Here is a 15,905-nt window from a genome sequence, read left to right as displayed (position 1 = left end):
TTTACAATGGTTTTATTGAATGTTCTAATTTAATCCAAGAGTTTTTTGTTTTAATTTGATATATTCATCTTCAGATATTAATTCTTTTTCTCTCAAATCTTTCAACTCTATTAGCTTTTTTTCAAGTTTGTCTTCAGAAGCATAGTTACCGCCCTCGGGAACACTTTCAGTTATAGGTTCAGATTCATTATCCAATGAGTTTGGATCGATTCTTTTATTGGTTAAAAGTGTATAACAAAATGAAAGGAAGTCATTATTTGTAGTATTAGTGGGATATCCATTTTCAAATAAATTTTGCCAACCTAATGAAATTATAATTCCATTATTTACTGGATTTTTTATCAAAGGAGGGGCTTTACCAGAGAACAAAGATGCATGATATGAAAAAAGAACGAAGTATGTATAAATTTCATCTAAAAAATCTTCAGGTGCAAGTAAGTAAAAGTAATCCGTCTCAATTTCCGCATTACCAAAGCCTTTGGATTTATATTTTAATAGGTTAATTTCGTCCCATGGGATAAAAGTATTTGGCACTTCTGAATGTCCAGGCATCCACCAATCACCTTTAGCTGAATAAGAAATTCCATATGCACAATGTTTATATTCCACTACGGCTCTAAACAAAGGAGTTGAATTTTTTGGTCTTAAATGAACAGGTTGTTCCTCCGAACCACCTTTGCCATCCCAATAGTAAATTAGCTGCAAAGCTTCTGAAGGTGGAATACCTGATAGTTCATATAATTCTCTGCAAAATTTACTCTCTAACATTTATTTAAAAGCGAGACTGATTTCCTTTCATTTTAGAGCGACTGTCAATAATTTTATTAATGAATAGATTGGCTTTACCATTTGTTAAAGAAGTTTTTGCGTTAATTTATAAAACCATCTTCAATTGAGCTAAAACTAGTGATACCAATAGGTTTGGCTAACACATTAAGGGTATAGTTAATCTTAATTAATCTAATCCAACCAATTGGCTTGTTAAATCATAAGTTTGTTGCGAGGTCTTCGTATCAATTATTCTTTTTGACAACTTTTGAGAAAAAGCTTTTCTGCCAGTTTTCTGACGATTTCCCCAGCTCCAATGGACTGATGGTTTAGCAAATTCTTTATAAGTTGCCACTTGAGCGACCCTCTCTCCAGCCAGTCTTTGTGAAACATATCCTTTTGTTATGAATTTTTGAAATATCGGGAAAAGGAATCTAAATAACCAAGGTGTATCTCTAAAAAGTTTTGTATCAGCAACACATCCAGGATATAGAGAATTTACAATAATCTTTTCTGCAGGATATCTTTTTGATAATTCCTGAACTGTCACCATATTGCAAAGTTTACTATCCTTATAAGCCTTACCAGGTTTAAATTTCTTTCCATTCGCCATACTTATTGGGGATAAAAAACCATTTTTGAATCCAGATAAATCTCCCAAATCAGCTGGGGCAGGGATGGGGATCCTTCCTCCAAGTTCTGAATAATTAGCCGTAACAGTCCCTAATACCGTAATTCTTGGCTTGAATACAGTTAATTTGCCATTTAAAACAATTTCTCTTTCAGAAGATAAAATATTTTCCATAAGTAGGTTTATCATAAGAAAATGCCCAAAATGATTTACTGCCATAGAGTTTTCAAACCCCTGAGCAGACCTTTCAGGTCTCTTTAGTCTCGGTTTATAAACTGCTGCATTACAAATAAGAGAATTTATTGGGTTCTTAAATCTTTCTAATATTTCATCGCAACCTTTTCTCACATCATCCAAGTTAGAAAGATCTATTTCTATAAAGTGAACATTTTTAACTTCCTCTTTTGTCAAAGATTCCTCAGCTATTTTTATAGCTCTTTTATTTGATCTATTAACTGCTATAACCTCCCATCCAAATCTTAATAGAGGTTTTAGAGTATTTAATCCAACCCCTGAAGTTGTTCCTGTTATTAGGACTAAACCCTTGATGTTCTTACTCACTAGCAAAAAAGTTAATTGAAAAATGAAAAGTAGAATGATACAAGATCATCCTTATCAACGCCATATTACTCTGATAATGTCCCTAGAAATTATTTGATCTTGATCCTTCATAAATCTTTGCTCACCTTCAGAAGAGAATAAATCATCAAACTTATCTGTTAAAACATTAAATCTATATTTTTCGTATAAAAATGAGTCTTCAATTTCCCTTAATCTAGTCAACCTCACTTTAGAACTATAGCCAAGCTTAATCAGGCTTATTATTGCTAAAAGGGAAAAGCTAATTTTTATAATTAAAAAGATCAATGATACAAAATTATCCTGTTTCTGTTGTCTTTTTATAAATACAGACCCTAGATATTTTTTGTAGAAAATACTATTTTTATAAAAAGATTTTGACAAATTAAGTACTAGATATTTTTACTGAATAAATCAATTCAGTCTTACTTTATTATTACCTTATAAATTTTAAATTTTCTAATAGACTTTAGTTCCTACCTAAACTAATTCCTAGTCTTAATGCTAAAACTCCTGCATGCATAACAACTATGAGGCTTAATGCAATTAGATTTATTGTTTGAGTTGGCTCCATTGTAAAAAAATTATTTTCTATATTCTCCACCCAAAAGAGAAGATTTGAAACAGTATTACAAAATGATGTTACGTAATTAACAAATTGAAAGAAAAAATTTATTGAAAATTATCATAAATAAACCTACAAAGTTAATTTTGGGAATTGAAAAACAGGCTTTAATTTTTTCAACAAACAATTTACCTGGATTTGATCAAATGGCTTTAGATTTAAATTCTTTAGATCAGACAATTTCGAATCCTGAAATAATTTTCACATTGAGGTTCTACTATTGGACTGGGGATTGGCTTTCAATTGGCTATCACCAAAAGGAAATTCCTCTTCATTGGAAAAATTTGTCATCAAATGGTGAAATTAATATTGTTAGACGTCCATCTGGAGGGGGAGCTGTTCTGCATTCAGGAGGCATAACATATGCATTAACTTTTAAAAAAATTTACTATAAAGTCTTAAGTTATGAAATGATTAATAATTGGTTAATTAAAAGTTTTAGAGAATTAGGTCTAAACTTACGATATGGTAATTTACGAAAATCAAGCATTAAAACAAATTGTTTTGGGACTTCATTAATTTCTGATTTAGTTGATCAAGATGGGTTTAAAAGAATAGGTAGTGCCCAATTTCGTAAAAAAGGTGCATTCCTTCAACATGGAGAGATTCAAACAAATCCTCCAAAAAAATTGTGGTTCAAATTATTCAAAGAAGAAGCCCCACCAAAATTAAATATAAAACTAACAAATGATGAAATAGTTCAACATTTGAGAAATTCATTCCTGAAAAATAAATCAAATATAAATTTAAAAAATATTGCCATAGATAATAAAAAAATAAAAAATTTTAATGACAAGAATTATTGAAGATCTCCTTTCTGCTTCATTGAATTAATTATTCTTGGCAATTCAATTCCCAAGGGATAATGATTTTTAAAGTTTAATTTGTTAATAATCTCTGAAGGCAAATTAAAACCTAACTTATTCAATACAAAGTTTCCAATTTTTGACCTATCAATTATCCCCAAAGGGATATCTGCAGCATTGAGAACTAATAAAGAACCTTCATTTGTTTTTTCAATTCTTTCTATAGTTTTCCATAATTTTTCGTTATGAGATACACATTCAAAACTATCGATTGGTTTCTTAAAATCTCCAACAAATTTCCGTTCCCATTTTTTTAAGGAAACAGTTTTTAAAATATTCTCATCAACAAAACCGGTCCATCTGCCATTATTAGTAACAAAAAAATATTTATCCGATGCATCTTTTTTATTTTTTATTAATGTATTAAATTCTGAGAAATTTGCATCGTATTCAATTTTCCTCAAAGGCTTTAATTTGATCTCAGAAACTTTACTAAATTTAAGTATGTTTTCAATTTTAAAAAATTGACTTTCAGATTTTGAAGAATTAACTCCAAACAAGCCTAAACAAGAAAGAATAAAACCAAAATAAAAGTTAAATCTAAATAAACAAACTATCCCAAAAAATAAGACAAAAAAAGATAAAAATAAATTTACTTTATTGAGGAAATTTCTTCCTTTATTTTTACTCCCTGAGAAATGCCAAATAATACTTTTTAATAAATTCCCCCCATCTAAAGAACCAATTGGAATCAAATTTAAGAAACCTAAGAATAAATTAAATATACCTACTCTAGAAATTACATTAACTGCTATTTGTTCTTGAGATGCACTGTTATTACTAATTAAAAGTAGTATAGATGCTGTAGCGAAACATAGAAGAGGTCTAACAATTGCAATTTTTATATTACCTAAAGCAGTTTGACAATACTTATCTATTTGCAAAATTGCTCCTAGAAAATAAAAAGTAATTTTTTTTATTTTTACACCCTGATTAATTGAAACAAAAGTATGAAAAACCTCATGAAAAATTATTGAAGATAATAAGAAAAAAGAAGTTAAAAATCCTATAATCCAAGATTCTTTAATATTATAAATATCGCTTGAAGTTAAATTAACCTGATTACTTATACTCCATGAGAATAAAAAGAGAATCGCAAACCAATAAGGATGAACTTTAAAGGGAATTCCCCATATTTTAAAAATTTGCCAACTTCTCAAAAATAATCTCCGCTATATTAAGCAATAATATTAATTTTACATAAAGGATTATTATATGCCCAAGAGTAATACTTTAATTAAAATTTGTGGCCTAACTTCAGAAGAACAAGCTCTTCAAGTAGCAAAATTAGGAGCGCATGCTATCGGCATTATTTCCGTAGAAGAGTCACCAAGATATATATCCGCTGAAATTAAGAAAAATATTTTTACAACCTTAGAAAGGTTGTATCCAAAAATCGAGAGGGTATCAGTTGTACAAAATTGTCCAATAGACTTGATTATTAAAAATTTCTTAGGAAATCCAAGTGAAACTATAATTCAATTACATGGAGATGAAGATATTGATTATTGCAAAAAAATAAGGGAAAAAATTCCTAATATTGGTTTATGGAAGGCTTTCAGAATAAAAACGGAAAAGGACATAGATAAAATAAAACCTTTTGAAGATTTTGTAGATGCGATACTACTTGATTCTTGGAATAAAGAAACTTATGGAGGTTCAGGGAAAAAAATAAATTCTATTTATTTAAAGAATTTGCAATTTAGCAAACCATGGTGGTTGGCAGGTGGAATATCAATTGAATGGATTGATGAAATCCTCACTGACTTCAAGCCAGATGGATTAGATATTTCAAGTAGTATTGAAGTATCACCAGGTATAAAAGATATTAAAAAAACAAAAGATCTTTTTAAATTTTTAAAAAGAAATTAGTAATTATTAGTAGCAGACTGCTGTTTTACAAGCTCAAAAAATTCTTGTTTTAAACTTAAATCGTGTCTAAAATCGCCTCTAACCACAGAATTAATCATACTTGTATTTGGCTCTTTAACTCCTCTCCACTTCATACAATAATGTTGGGCCTTTACAATAATACCTAAACCTTTAGGTTCACACAGTTTTTCAATTTCATCTGCAAGTATCATTACAGCTTCTTCCTGTATATGAGGTCTTGAAAAAACCCAATCAGCAACTCTCGCAAATTTTGAAAGTCCTATGACTTTATTTCCAGGTTTAATACCTATCCAACACTCTCCTAAAATTGGAACTAAGTGATGTGAACATGCAGATCTAACCGAAATTGGGCCAACTGTATAAATTTCATCAAGATTCTTATCATTAGGGAAACTTGTAACTTTAGGTTGTTCATGATATCTGCCTTTAAAAACTTCATTTAGGTACATTTTTGAAACTCTTTCAGCAGTTTCTTGAGTATTATGATCATTTTCAACATCAATTACGAGGGACTTAAGTAAATCTTTAACTCTTGAGGCTACTTCTTTTTCTAAAATTTCTAATTCACCTGGATTTATAAAATCGGAAATATTATCGTTAGCACTAAATCTTGTACCAGAATTCTTAATTCTGTCTCTTATAATTTCGGAGATTAATTTATTAGTAATCTGATCGTCAAAGTTTCTAATATTATCGTTGGGTAATGTAGAGGTCATAAAATTCTTGACAGAAAATTGTACGCAACTTAATTAACTGTATCTTCTTAAGGCTTAATTGCTTATACACTATATCACATTCTTTTGTTTAATCGGGTTCGCTTAGCCCTAAAAAAAATCACTTTTTAAGGATTAAGAAAAGAAAAAGAATGTTTAGAAAGCTCCTCCGGAGGGCATTAAAGTTAAGTCTTCAATCAGTTGTGATGCAGGTTGTTGAGCCATATAGAGAATAGTATCTGACACTTCGCTTGAGGAGAGCATAGAAGTTCTATCAAAATCAGCATTTATAGATTCTGAGTCCCAAAGAGGAGTATTTACTGAGCCTAAAGTTATTGTGCAGGCTCTAATTGAATTAGATCTCTCCTCTTCCCTCAAGCATTTAGTAAACATAACTAGTGCAGACTTTGAAATACAATATGCTCCCCATTGGGGAAATGCATTATAAGAGGCATGACTACTAACATTAATAACTAAACCACCATTTTTTCTCATTTGAGGGACTATTAAACTACAAATTTGAAAAACACTTGTGAGGTTTATTTGAATAGTTTGTTCCCATTGATCTAATTCCATTTCAACTAAAGGGCCATTAAATGCGCAACCGGCATTATTTATCAATACTGAAGGGCACCCATACTTCTCAATTGCCTCTTTAACACAATGCTCTATTTCTAAAGGATTAGATAAATCACACTTTACTAGGTTAATTTTTGATTTAGTAGTGAACAGTTCGCTCTTTAGTTTCTCCATTAAATCCATATCCCTGGAGAGTAAAATTAAATCCCAGCCAGCATTGGCGAAAGTAATTGCGGTAGATCTACCAATACCCTTCGTAGCACCCGTTATAAAAGCTAGTTTCAAGTTATTCAGTTTTTTGGGGAATTTCACTATAAATCTCTTCAATATTATTTGCTTCGATAAATTTACCTAAAACTCTAAACTTTTTATATCTTTCCTCAATTAATTCGTCTTCGGGCATTTGCATTAAAGCATTAAGATGTTTCTCGATAGCCGCTTTTAGTGTGTAACCAGCATCTAAAGGAGCCCAATTATTCCCACCAGAAGGTTCTGGTAATACCTCATCTATTATACCTAATTTAAGTAAATCTTTACCTGTAATTTTAAGTGCTGATGCAGCTTCTGGTGCCTTCGCAGCATCCCTCCACAAAATTGATGCACATGCTTCCGGACTAGCAACTGTGTAAACACTGTGTTCAAACATTAGTAACCTATCTGCAACACCAATTCCAAGTGCGCCTCCTGAACCTCCTTCTCCAATAACAGTAGCCACAATTGGGACTTTCAATCCAAACATCTCTCGAAGGTTTCTTGCAATCGCTTCTCCTTGACCTTGTTCTTCAGCTTTTAAACCGGCATAAGCTCCAGGAGTATCAATAAATGTAAGAATTGGCAAAGAAAATCTATTTGCATGCTGCATTAATCTAAGAGCTTTTCTGTAACCTCCTGGTTTTGCCATCCCAAAGTTTCTTACTACATTTTCTTTTGTGTCCCTTCCTTTCTGATGCCCTAACATCAACACTGGCCTATTATTTATCGAACCTATCCCCCCAATTAGTGCCATATCATCGCCACCATTTCTGTCTCCATGTAACTCGATCCAGTCATCACAAAACATTTGAACAAAATCCAAAGTACTTGGCCTTTGAGGATGTCTAGCTACCTGAATCTTTTGAGCAGGGGTGAGAGATTTAAAAATTTCTTCTCTTCTTCTAGCAGCTAAGGTTTCCAGCTGTAGAAGCTGTTGACTAACATCTACCTCTGAATCTCGAGCTAATTCTTTAATTTGATCTATCTGCTTCTCAAGTTCAACAAGAGGCTTTTCAAAATCAAGGAGGTAACGTTTAGCCATAATTTATACAGTTAATACTTTAGGCTGCTTATCAAGTCCAATGGCGGAAAAACCATGCTTTAAAGAAGCTGCCCCAATAAATTCCATCTTTTCAAGGGAAATGTTATTTCTTCCCCAACTAAAGTTTGTATGACACTTTTCAAATTCTAAAATCATAGCCTCTGCAAAGCAAGCAAACATTTCTCGCTGAGGGTTTTGCATTTCGGCAAGTTCCATCATATTCCAACCAATATCATTGAAAAACTCTACTATACCTCCTTTTAAAACATAAATATTTTCACCCTGAAATTTCTCATCAAGATTTTTGGGGTATCCACCATCAATCATTAAACATGGTTTTTTTAAGTTATCAGTATCAATTTCAATAGTTTTAGGCATACTTGCAACCCATACGACAATATCCGCCTTTGGCAATGCCTCATCTAAGCTTGTTATGATGCCACCATCTAATTCTTTTTGTAACAGCGCTAGAGGTTCTTGTTGTCTTGCTACCATAAGAAGTTCTGAAATCCCAGTTTTATTGATAAGCCACCTACAAACAGCACTACCAATATCTCCTGTAGCACCAATTACAGCAACAGTTGCTTTTTTAAGGTCTATCCCAATGCGAGGCGCATTTATTTCTAGTTGCTTACAAATAACCCAGGCGGTATGAGTATTGCCAGTAGTAAACCTTTCCCACTCTAATGAAGTATTTCTAATTTGTTTATGCTGTAGAAGATTAAAATTCTCAAAAATAATAGAAGTAAATCCTCCTAAAGCGGTAATGTTAATCCCTTTTTTCTGAGCTAGTTCCATAGCATTTAGTACCTTCCTTCTAGCCGTTTTAAACCTAGAAAGCATTTCAGGAACAAAGCACGAATCTATATAAGAACCTTCAATAGATATTCCAGTAGCACTCTTAACTTCTACATTTTCAACAAGCTGAGGAGGAGCAGTACACCAAACATCCAAGTCACCATCAGCAATATGATCAAAGCCTAGCATCGAAGCTTTTCTCTTTGCATCTTCAAAACTGGTTGAGTGGCCTATTAACCCAAACATTTAAAATTTATAAATGGTTTCTATACGATGTTATGAACAATAGCACAGAGGTAACTACTTAAATAGGATTGATTAATTATTAAAATCGTTAAATAATTAGAAATGTAATCAGACGATAGCTGCCATAGCCATTCTTGCAATTTCTCTATTATCTAGACCTATTTCCATCAATGTATCTTGATAAGCAATCATAAATTCTTCCATTAATTCTTCTCTGTCCATAGCTAAAACTGATGCATCATCTGCTACTTCATCTAGCATTTTTTTAATTAACGGAAGATTAACCTTATTAGCTTCCATTAATTCCTCTTTACAAGTAGATAGATTCTCTTTAAGCCACTCTTGACCATAATTTAAATGAAGATATTCATCTTTCACAACTCCTTCCGTTATTTTCTTTGCAAAAGGATCGGCAACTCTTATGTAGACGTTATAAGCAGAGATTGCAAATGCTTCAATTAATATAGCTTGTATTAAAAGACATGTTGTTAAATTTCCTTTTTCAAGAGCAATTTGAAAATTACCATGTAATTTAGAAAAGAATTTTTTAGCAAATTCCATATCAGCTACTACACCTAAATTTCTACCACATGCAGTAAAGCCTTTTTTATGCTTCATTTCCATTCTAGCCAATTTAGTTAACTCCTCTAACTCATTTGGAATTAAAGTTGCTATTGAAATGTAATTATCATGAGCCTCTTGCTCTCCTTCTATAACAATTGCATTGATTCTGCTATATGCATCCTTATAAGAATCTGTAGTGAAGTCGGGCAAATCTAAAGAAATCGGATTAGTCGATTCTTCAATAGTTTTTTTATTTGATTCTAGAGTTTGCATGTCAGTAATCTTTAGCTCATTATGCATGAATATTACACGATTATAGAGAGTTTATTTAAATATCATGAAAATAGTTTCAATTGTTAAGTCACATTTTTTACTTAAACTTATTTAAGAATTGTTTGGCCAATCTGATTGCATCAGATTCATAATCAATTTGAACCAATGATTAATCAATAATTCCTTTAAATTTTTCCCTAAAGACTCATTTGCTCCTCTACTATCTCCTATAACACCTGATTTACTAAAGTCATCAGTAAGCCAAGCAGTAGGCGCATTTCCCTCTAGACTCCAACCTTCTGGGATCTTTCCTTTAATTCCCTCATTTGGGCGTTCATCGCCTACTAATTCTGGTTTTAAAGCAAGCATCAAACTTGTTTCAGCTAATGAAGCATGAAGCCCATCCTCGATCTCAGTTTTTGTTAACAATTCACTTAATCCATTAACACCACTCCATAAGAAACAAGGGAAAACTGCCATCCCTGGGGAGAAACTTCTTAGCTCTCTTGCCGCTGTATTTAGAAGTGAGATTTGACCTCCATGTCCATTAATCAATATCAATCTTTTAAAACCCATTTCAGATAATTGACCTCCGACTTCCTTAATCATTGCAGTTATTAAATTTGAAGAAAGTGAAATTGTCCCGGCGAATCCCTTATGTTCTGGTGAAAAACCAATATATTGTGTTGGAAGTTTTTTTAATGGAATATCGGAAGAGAATAATTTTAAAACTTCATTAATGATTTCATCAACAAAAATACTATCTGTAGCAAGAGGTAAATGGGGTCCATGTTGCTCAACAGCACCGAATGGCCAAATCACTGTTGATCTTTTTTCTTTTGCAATACTCTCAATTTCTTGCCAATTTAAATATTCAAATTTATTAGGTATTGGTTTAAGGTTCATTAATTTTAATTTTGAGTACTAACATTTAGAGTATGTTAATAATTAATTATTCTTATTTTACCTACAATGGGAGTCAGTAATAAAAATGCCCAAGATAATATCCAACCAAAGGGCAATAAAAAACCTCTGCAGGTACTTCACATAAGCAAGAAAGATTCTCAAAAAAAATCTAAAGAAATACATGATGAGCGAACAAATTCGCAAGAAGATATTAAAAAAGAGAATATTGCAGTTAATCCTCAAATCATTAAAGATAATTCAGTAAAAGAAATTGAAGAAAGTAATGAAAAGACCAAGGATTTTGATATTCCTCAACAAGATTTAAATAGACCTCTTAATTTTTCTAAGCAAAACACAGATTTTCAATTAGAAAGAAAAGTTGATGAATTCGATTTTGATGAAAGTGCTTTTTTGGAGGCTTTAAATGCAAATGAGCCAATTGGGGCTACTGGAGAAACAATTTCAGGTAAGGTTATAGCAATCGAAAGTGATGGATTATATGTTGACATTGGTGGAAAAGCACCTGGTTATATGCCCAAAAAAGAATGTGGTTTGGGTGTCATAACTAACTTTAAAGAAAAGTTTTCTATGGGCCTAGAAATGGAAGTCTTGGTTATCAAAGAACAAAATGCTGATGGAATGGTAACAGTGAGTGCTCGGGCATTAATTCTCAGGCAAAGTTGGGAGAAAGTATCAAGTTCCGCAAAAAATGGAGAATTAATTAACGTTTTAATTAATGGATTTAACAGAGGTGGGCTTACTTGTGATGTAGATGGATTAAGAGGATTCATCCCAAGATCTCAACTTGAAGATGGTCAAGATTATCAATCATTTGTTGGCAAAACTCTAAAAGTAGCGTTTCTTGAAGTTAATCCAGAATCTAGAAAATTAGTTCTCTCTGAAAAGAAAGCATCATTAGTCTCTAAACTTACAAGTCTAGAATTGGGACAACTAATTGAAGGAGAAGTTTTAGCTGTAAAACCATATGGCTTTTTTATTGATTTAGGTGGAGCTAGTGGACTTCTTCATCAATCCTCACTAACAAATGGATCGATTCGTTCTTTAAGAGAAGTTTTTAGAGAAGGGGAAATTATAAAAGCTTTAATATCTGAAATTGACCTCGAAAAAGGGCGCATTGGTCTCAATACAGCACTCCTTGAAAACTCTGCGGGAGAATTAATTATTGATAAGCAAAAGGTTATGCAAGAAGCCGCAGAGAGGGCACTAAAAACTAAAGCACTCTTTGATAAAAAAGAACAAAACAAATGAACATAAATAAAGAAATGGAGTCTAGTCTTAAATTAAAAATTTCAGATTGGGAATTAGACTTTTACTCAAGACCAATTATTGAATCAAATGGAAAAAAAAGGTGGGAGTTAATTATTTGCTCTACAAGAAGTTATAAGACAGAAGGTGTTTTTCTTTGGAATAAAAAATGCCCTGCAAATGAAGTTAATTCAGTATGGCTTACAAAGGCACTAGATGAAGCAATAAGTGAAGCAAAAAAACAAGGCTGGGGGAAACCTTCAATAGTTCGATTTTGGAGGTCGTCAATGAAATCTATCATTAAGAAATCTCTGGAGGCCCTGAGTATTGAGGCTATTGTAAGTAGGAGAACTTACGATTTATTAGATAGAATCGAATTCCTTGAAAAAGAGATTTATCCAAAGGAAAAAGGTTATGTAAGAGGCGTATTGGCCCCTACTTTTACTTCTAAAATGGAAAACTCTCCTCAACCACTGCCAGAAGCAGTAAGGGGCGATGCTTTAACTATCTCTGAAATATCTATTGGCGAATTAAAATCAGCAGAAAATTGGCCTATAGAATTTGGAGATATTTTCCCAATTCAGCAAGATTTAGATAATAATTACTTAGTTCCTGGATTGAGACTTTTTAGCAAAGATAGATCTTTAGCACTTTCTGCATGGTTCAGTTGTTTAGAGCCTATTAAATTAGTCATCAATAAGAACCAACTCATACTTGAAGCTTCAGAAGACGATAATTGGCTGGTAACTGATTTGCCAGAAAAAGATGCAAACATTTTGAGTACCAAATTTTTAGAGAATAAAAAAAATTCTTTTGGTTATCAATTTATTTCCATACAGTCAACGCCATACATCGAAAAATTTGCAGGATTCTGGATCTTGAGAGATATTGAATTAATTTCATAAATTCAGATTAGGAGCTGGAACTATTCAATACAAAGAAATATATTTCTCAAAAGCTGAATTTTTCATTCAGAACAAAAAATTTGAGTATTATTCATCCCCTATCCTTAGTAAATATAATTTCAAACATGCCTATTTTACGAAGTCTAGCTCTGAGAAATTTCTTCAATTATTGGGAAATCACTTTAATGAAAATTACATAAATTGTGTTTCCAATCAAATTCACAGTAATGAAATAGTTCTTGGATCACTTTCGCAAGAAGGTAATAAGACTAATGCAGATGGTCTTTTTGGCAATAAATGCAATCAAAACTTGTGGATTTATACAGCTGATTGCATGCCAATATTTTTTGCAGATAAAAGGACAAGAAATATAGCAGCCTTACATTGTGGAAGAAAAGGATTAGAAAAAAAAATAATAAAAAATTTAGTTAAAATTTTCGAAAATTTTGGGGCATCTAGAGATGACTTACTTGTTGCCATTGGACCAGCTATTTCTAAGGAAAATTATCTAGTTGATCAATTTACATTCAAGGAATTTTATAGAAAGGCCGAAAACAAAAAAATAACGGTGAATTTGACTAAAACTGAAAAAGATCTTTGTTTTAGTGATTCAAATCACATCAAAGAGCAAAACTTAAATCAACTTGATCTCAAAAGATCTGCCTATAGACAACTTTTATGTGAGAACATTCCTAATACAAATATAGACATTTCAAATTTATGCACATACAAATTAAAAAATGAATTTAATTCTTGGAGAAAGTGCAAAACATTCTCGAGACAATGGAATTTAATTTGTTCATAGAGATAGTTAACTTTGACAAATTTCACTAGTTAAGTCTTTAGCAACTAATAATTCGGTCATCTCCTTTGTACCTTTAATATTAAAAACTTTGGCTAACAAAACATTATCTTTGAAACCAAAAGGTTTTATTTTCACTTTGCTTCCCCTTGGGAATTCACTCTTAAGTAAATTAGTTGCTTCAAGCTCGTCAATTTCATTTACATCTACACAAAATAGTCCAATCGTTAAATTCCTATTTTGATCCCCCACCAAAATAGTATTTGAACTTTTAATTTGAAGAATTTCGGCCGAGTTAACTATTACAGGATTAAGAACAATCAAGCAGGCTATGATTAAAATTTTTGATAATTTTTTCAATTTCGAAATATCTAAGTTTTTTAAATTATCTTAAAGTTAATTTTTTAAAATGACGAATTTAAAAAAAATTAGTCTTCACAATTAACATATCCAACCATTTGAGCATTACTTTTACCAGGAGGGACCATTGGATAACAATTTTCACCTCTTCTCACAAGGATATTAATCAATGCAGGGCCGTCATAATCAAGCGCATGTTTTAATTCATTCTGTAGTTGTTTTCTATCAGAAATCAAGTATCCCTTAACTCCAAAAGACTCAGCAAGTTTTACAAAATCAGGCTCGCCACAACTCATATCAGATGAGGAATATCTTTCATCGTAGAAACTTTCCTGCCATTGTCTTACCATCCCTTGCCAGCGATTATTGATAATAACCAATTTCACCTTTAGACCATATTGAGATAAAGTTCCTAATTCTTGAATATTCATTAAGACACTTGCATCTCCTGCAATACAAATTACATCTGAATCAGGCAAGGCTGCTTTTACTCCAATTGCCGCTGGCAATCCAAAACCCATAGTTCCTAAGCCTGCACTACTAATCCATTTTCTTGGAGAATTCCTAAGATATTGAGCAGCCCACATCTGATGTTGTCCTACATCTGTAGTTATATAAGCTTCAGGTGAAAATTCTCTCACTTTTAAAAGAACCTCTTGAGGATAAATTTCTCCTTCTTTAGGCGGATCATATAAAGGGTGTTTATTTTTCCAAAAATCAATTTTTTCTAACCAGTTTTTTGTCTGAAAAGTAAGTTTGTTTTTTAGAGATTGTTCATTAATTTTAAGAACAGCTTTTGAAACATCAGAAACAATTGCAACATCTACACGTCTATTTTTATTAACTTCTGCTGGGTCGATATCTATATGAATTACCTTTGCATTAGGTGCAAAAGTATCTAATTTTCCTGTCACCCTATCATCGAATCTAGCTCCAATAGCAATTAAAAGATCGCATTCTGTAACAGCGAAATTTGCGTAAGCAGTTCCATGCATTCCTAACATCCCTACTGATAAATTGTCTTTTTCATCAAAAGCGCCCTTCCCCATTAAGGTTGTGGTAACTGGTATTTGATAATTCTTTGCCAAAGTTTTTATTTCATCATGAGCCCCTGAAGATATTGCCCCACCACCTACGTATAAAAGAGGTCTTTCAGAATCTTCTATTAATTTTATTGCTTTATTGATATCGGAATCATTAATTTCTCCATTCCTTTTAAATCCTTTAGGGATAATCTCACCAGGCAAAACTCTTTGGTAATTAAAGAACTCCTGACCTACATCTTTGGGTATATCAATTAAAACAGGGCCAGGTCTTCCAGATGAGGCTATAAAAAAAGCTTCAGAAACTATTTTCGCTATATCTGAAGGATCTCTTATTACCCATGAATGTTTCACTATTGGAAGAGTTATGCCAAAAATATCAGTTTCTTGAAAAGCGTCAGTTCCTATAGCAGGTCTTGGGACTTGACCTGTAACTACAACTAGGGGGACTGAATCCATTTGCGCAGTAGCAATTCCAGTTACCAAATTTGTTGCACCGGGGCCTGAGGTTCCAAAACATACTCCTACTTCACCAGTAGATCTTGCATATCCATCAGCCGCATGTGATCCACCTTGCTCATGCCTAACCATATAATGCTTTAACCAACCTTCTTGTTCTGCCTTATGCACAGCATCATAGATTGGTAGTATGGCTCCCCCGGGATATCCAAATATAACTTTTACTCCATGAATTTTTAAAGAATCCATTAGTGCGTCTGCACCAGTTATCCAAACTGGATTTTCATGTTTTGAACTACCCTTTGAAAAGGATCTCGAAGTAAGAGTCACTAAAG

18 protein-coding genes are annotated in these 15,905 nt (G+C 32.3%); 5 read left to right on the top strand and 13 right to left on the bottom strand.

Features of this window, described 5'->3' with window-relative positions; all coding sequences use genetic code 11:
* Positions 1-24 precede the first annotated feature (24 nt).
* From HA152_RS02950 to psaM, 4 genes are all read right to left on the bottom strand, one after another.
* Positions 25-768, bottom strand: coding sequence for a hypothetical protein (locus HA152_RS02950; RefSeq protein ID WP_209133402.1), 744 nt, complete (start codon positions 766-768; stop codon positions 25-27).
* Between the two features lie 187 nt (positions 769-955).
* On the bottom strand, positions 956-1,960 hold the full coding sequence (locus HA152_RS02945; RefSeq protein WP_209133399.1) for a protochlorophyllide reductase: 1,005 nt from the start codon (positions 1,958-1,960) through the stop codon (positions 956-958).
* Positions 1,961-2,014: 54 nt separating this feature from the next.
* Entirely contained in the window at positions 2,015-2,362 is a 348-nt protein-coding gene (locus tag HA152_RS10125) for a hypothetical protein (protein ID WP_209133397.1), read from the bottom strand.
* A gap of 85 nt (positions 2,363-2,447) precedes the next feature.
* Complete coding sequence (gene psaM, locus HA152_RS02935; protein WP_025887817.1) at positions 2,448-2,552, bottom strand: photosystem I reaction center subunit XII; 105 nt, start codon at positions 2,550-2,552, stop codon at positions 2,448-2,450.
* 101 nt (positions 2,553-2,653) lie between these two features.
* Between psaM and HA152_RS02930 the strand changes: the two genes are divergently transcribed.
* Positions 2,654-3,409, top strand: coding sequence for a lipoyl protein ligase domain-containing protein (locus HA152_RS02930; RefSeq protein WP_209133389.1), 756 nt, complete (start codon positions 2,654-2,656; stop codon positions 3,407-3,409).
* On the opposite strand, the gene HA152_RS02925 is transcribed toward HA152_RS02930, so the two are convergent.
* Positions 3,403-4,629, bottom strand: coding sequence for a site-2 protease family protein (locus tag HA152_RS02925; RefSeq protein WP_209133387.1), 1,227 nt, complete (start codon positions 4,627-4,629; stop codon positions 3,403-3,405). The genes HA152_RS02930 and HA152_RS02925 overlap by 7 nt on opposite strands.
* A gap of 55 nt (positions 4,630-4,684) precedes the next feature.
* Here HA152_RS02925 and HA152_RS02920 point away from each other — a divergent pair, with 55 nt between their 5' ends.
* Entirely contained in the window at positions 4,685-5,341 is a 657-nt protein-coding gene (locus HA152_RS02920) for a phosphoribosylanthranilate isomerase (protein WP_209133384.1), read from the top strand.
* Here HA152_RS02920 and folE read toward each other — a convergent pair.
* The 6 genes from folE to HA152_RS02890 form a co-directional block, all read right to left on the bottom strand.
* Positions 5,338-6,078 (bottom strand): GTP cyclohydrolase I, encoded by a 741-nt coding sequence (gene folE / locus HA152_RS02915; protein WP_025945790.1) that lies wholly within the window; start codon positions 6,076-6,078, stop codon positions 5,338-5,340. The genes HA152_RS02920 and folE overlap by 4 nt on opposite strands.
* 153 nt (positions 6,079-6,231) lie before the next feature.
* The gene (locus tag HA152_RS02910; protein ID WP_209133382.1) at positions 6,232-6,966 is read right to left on the bottom strand and encodes an SDR family oxidoreductase; all 735 of its coding nucleotides are present in this window, start codon (positions 6,964-6,966) and stop codon (positions 6,232-6,234) included.
* Positions 6,941-7,948 carry an acetyl-CoA carboxylase carboxyltransferase subunit alpha gene (locus HA152_RS02905; protein WP_209133380.1) on the bottom strand — a complete coding sequence of 336 codons (1,008 nt, stop codon included), beginning with the start codon at positions 7,946-7,948 and terminating at the stop codon, positions 6,941-6,943. The genes HA152_RS02910 and HA152_RS02905 overlap by 26 nt, the downstream gene beginning before the upstream one ends.
* 3 nt (positions 7,949-7,951) lie before the next feature.
* The gene (locus HA152_RS02900) at positions 7,952-8,992 is read right to left on the bottom strand and encodes a long-chain acyl-[acyl-carrier-protein] reductase (RefSeq protein ID WP_209133378.1); all 1,041 of its coding nucleotides are present in this window, start codon (positions 8,990-8,992) and stop codon (positions 7,952-7,954) included.
* Positions 8,993-9,100: 108 nt separating this feature from the next.
* On the bottom strand, positions 9,101-9,829 hold the full coding sequence (locus HA152_RS02895) for an aldehyde oxygenase (deformylating) (RefSeq protein ID WP_032517822.1): 729 nt from the start codon (positions 9,827-9,829) through the stop codon (positions 9,101-9,103).
* A 111-nt stretch (positions 9,830-9,940) separates the two neighbouring features.
* Positions 9,941-10,735 carry a creatininase family protein gene (locus HA152_RS02890; protein ID WP_209133376.1) on the bottom strand — a complete coding sequence of 265 codons (795 nt, stop codon included), beginning with the start codon at positions 10,733-10,735 and terminating at the stop codon, positions 9,941-9,943.
* A 66-nt stretch (positions 10,736-10,801) separates the two neighbouring features.
* On the opposite strand from HA152_RS02890, the gene HA152_RS02885 reads away from it, so the two are divergent.
* Genes HA152_RS02885 through pgeF form a run of 3 tightly spaced genes read left to right on the top strand, consistent with a single transcriptional unit; the run spans position 10,802 to position 13,711 of the window.
* Positions 10,802-12,004: a S1 RNA-binding domain-containing protein gene (locus tag HA152_RS02885; RefSeq protein ID WP_209133374.1), complete on the top strand. Its 1,203-nt coding sequence runs from the start codon at positions 10,802-10,804 to the stop codon at positions 12,002-12,004.
* Complete coding sequence (locus HA152_RS02880) at positions 12,001-12,906, top strand: Tab2 family RNA-binding protein (RefSeq protein ID WP_209133372.1); 906 nt, start codon at positions 12,001-12,003, stop codon at positions 12,904-12,906. Before HA152_RS02885 ends, HA152_RS02880 begins: the two co-directional genes overlap by 4 nt.
* Positions 12,907-12,928: 22 nt before the next feature.
* Positions 12,929-13,711 (top strand): peptidoglycan editing factor PgeF, encoded by a 783-nt coding sequence (pgeF, locus tag HA152_RS02875; RefSeq protein ID WP_308789020.1) that lies wholly within the window; start codon positions 12,929-12,931, stop codon positions 13,709-13,711.
* A gap of 6 nt (positions 13,712-13,717) precedes the next feature.
* Here pgeF and HA152_RS02870 read toward each other — a convergent pair whose 3' ends face one another.
* A complete protein-coding gene (locus tag HA152_RS02870) occupies positions 13,718-14,068 on the bottom strand; it encodes a hypothetical protein (RefSeq protein WP_209133370.1) in 351 nt (116 codons plus the stop codon).
* Between the two features lie 68 nt (positions 14,069-14,136).
* Positions 14,137-15,900 (bottom strand): biosynthetic-type acetolactate synthase large subunit, encoded by a 1,764-nt coding sequence (ilvB, locus tag HA152_RS02865; protein WP_209133368.1) that lies wholly within the window; start codon positions 15,898-15,900, stop codon positions 14,137-14,139.
* Positions 15,901-15,905 lie beyond the last annotated feature (5 nt).

It is taken from the genome of Prochlorococcus marinus XMU1412, assembly GCF_017696315.1.
In the GTDB taxonomy this organism is placed as follows: Bacteria; Cyanobacteriota; Cyanobacteriia; order PCC-6307; family Cyanobiaceae; genus Prochlorococcus_A; species Prochlorococcus_A marinus_AF.
Note: the sequence above shows the minus strand (reverse complement) of the source record. Positions and strands in the feature narration are given on the sequence as shown.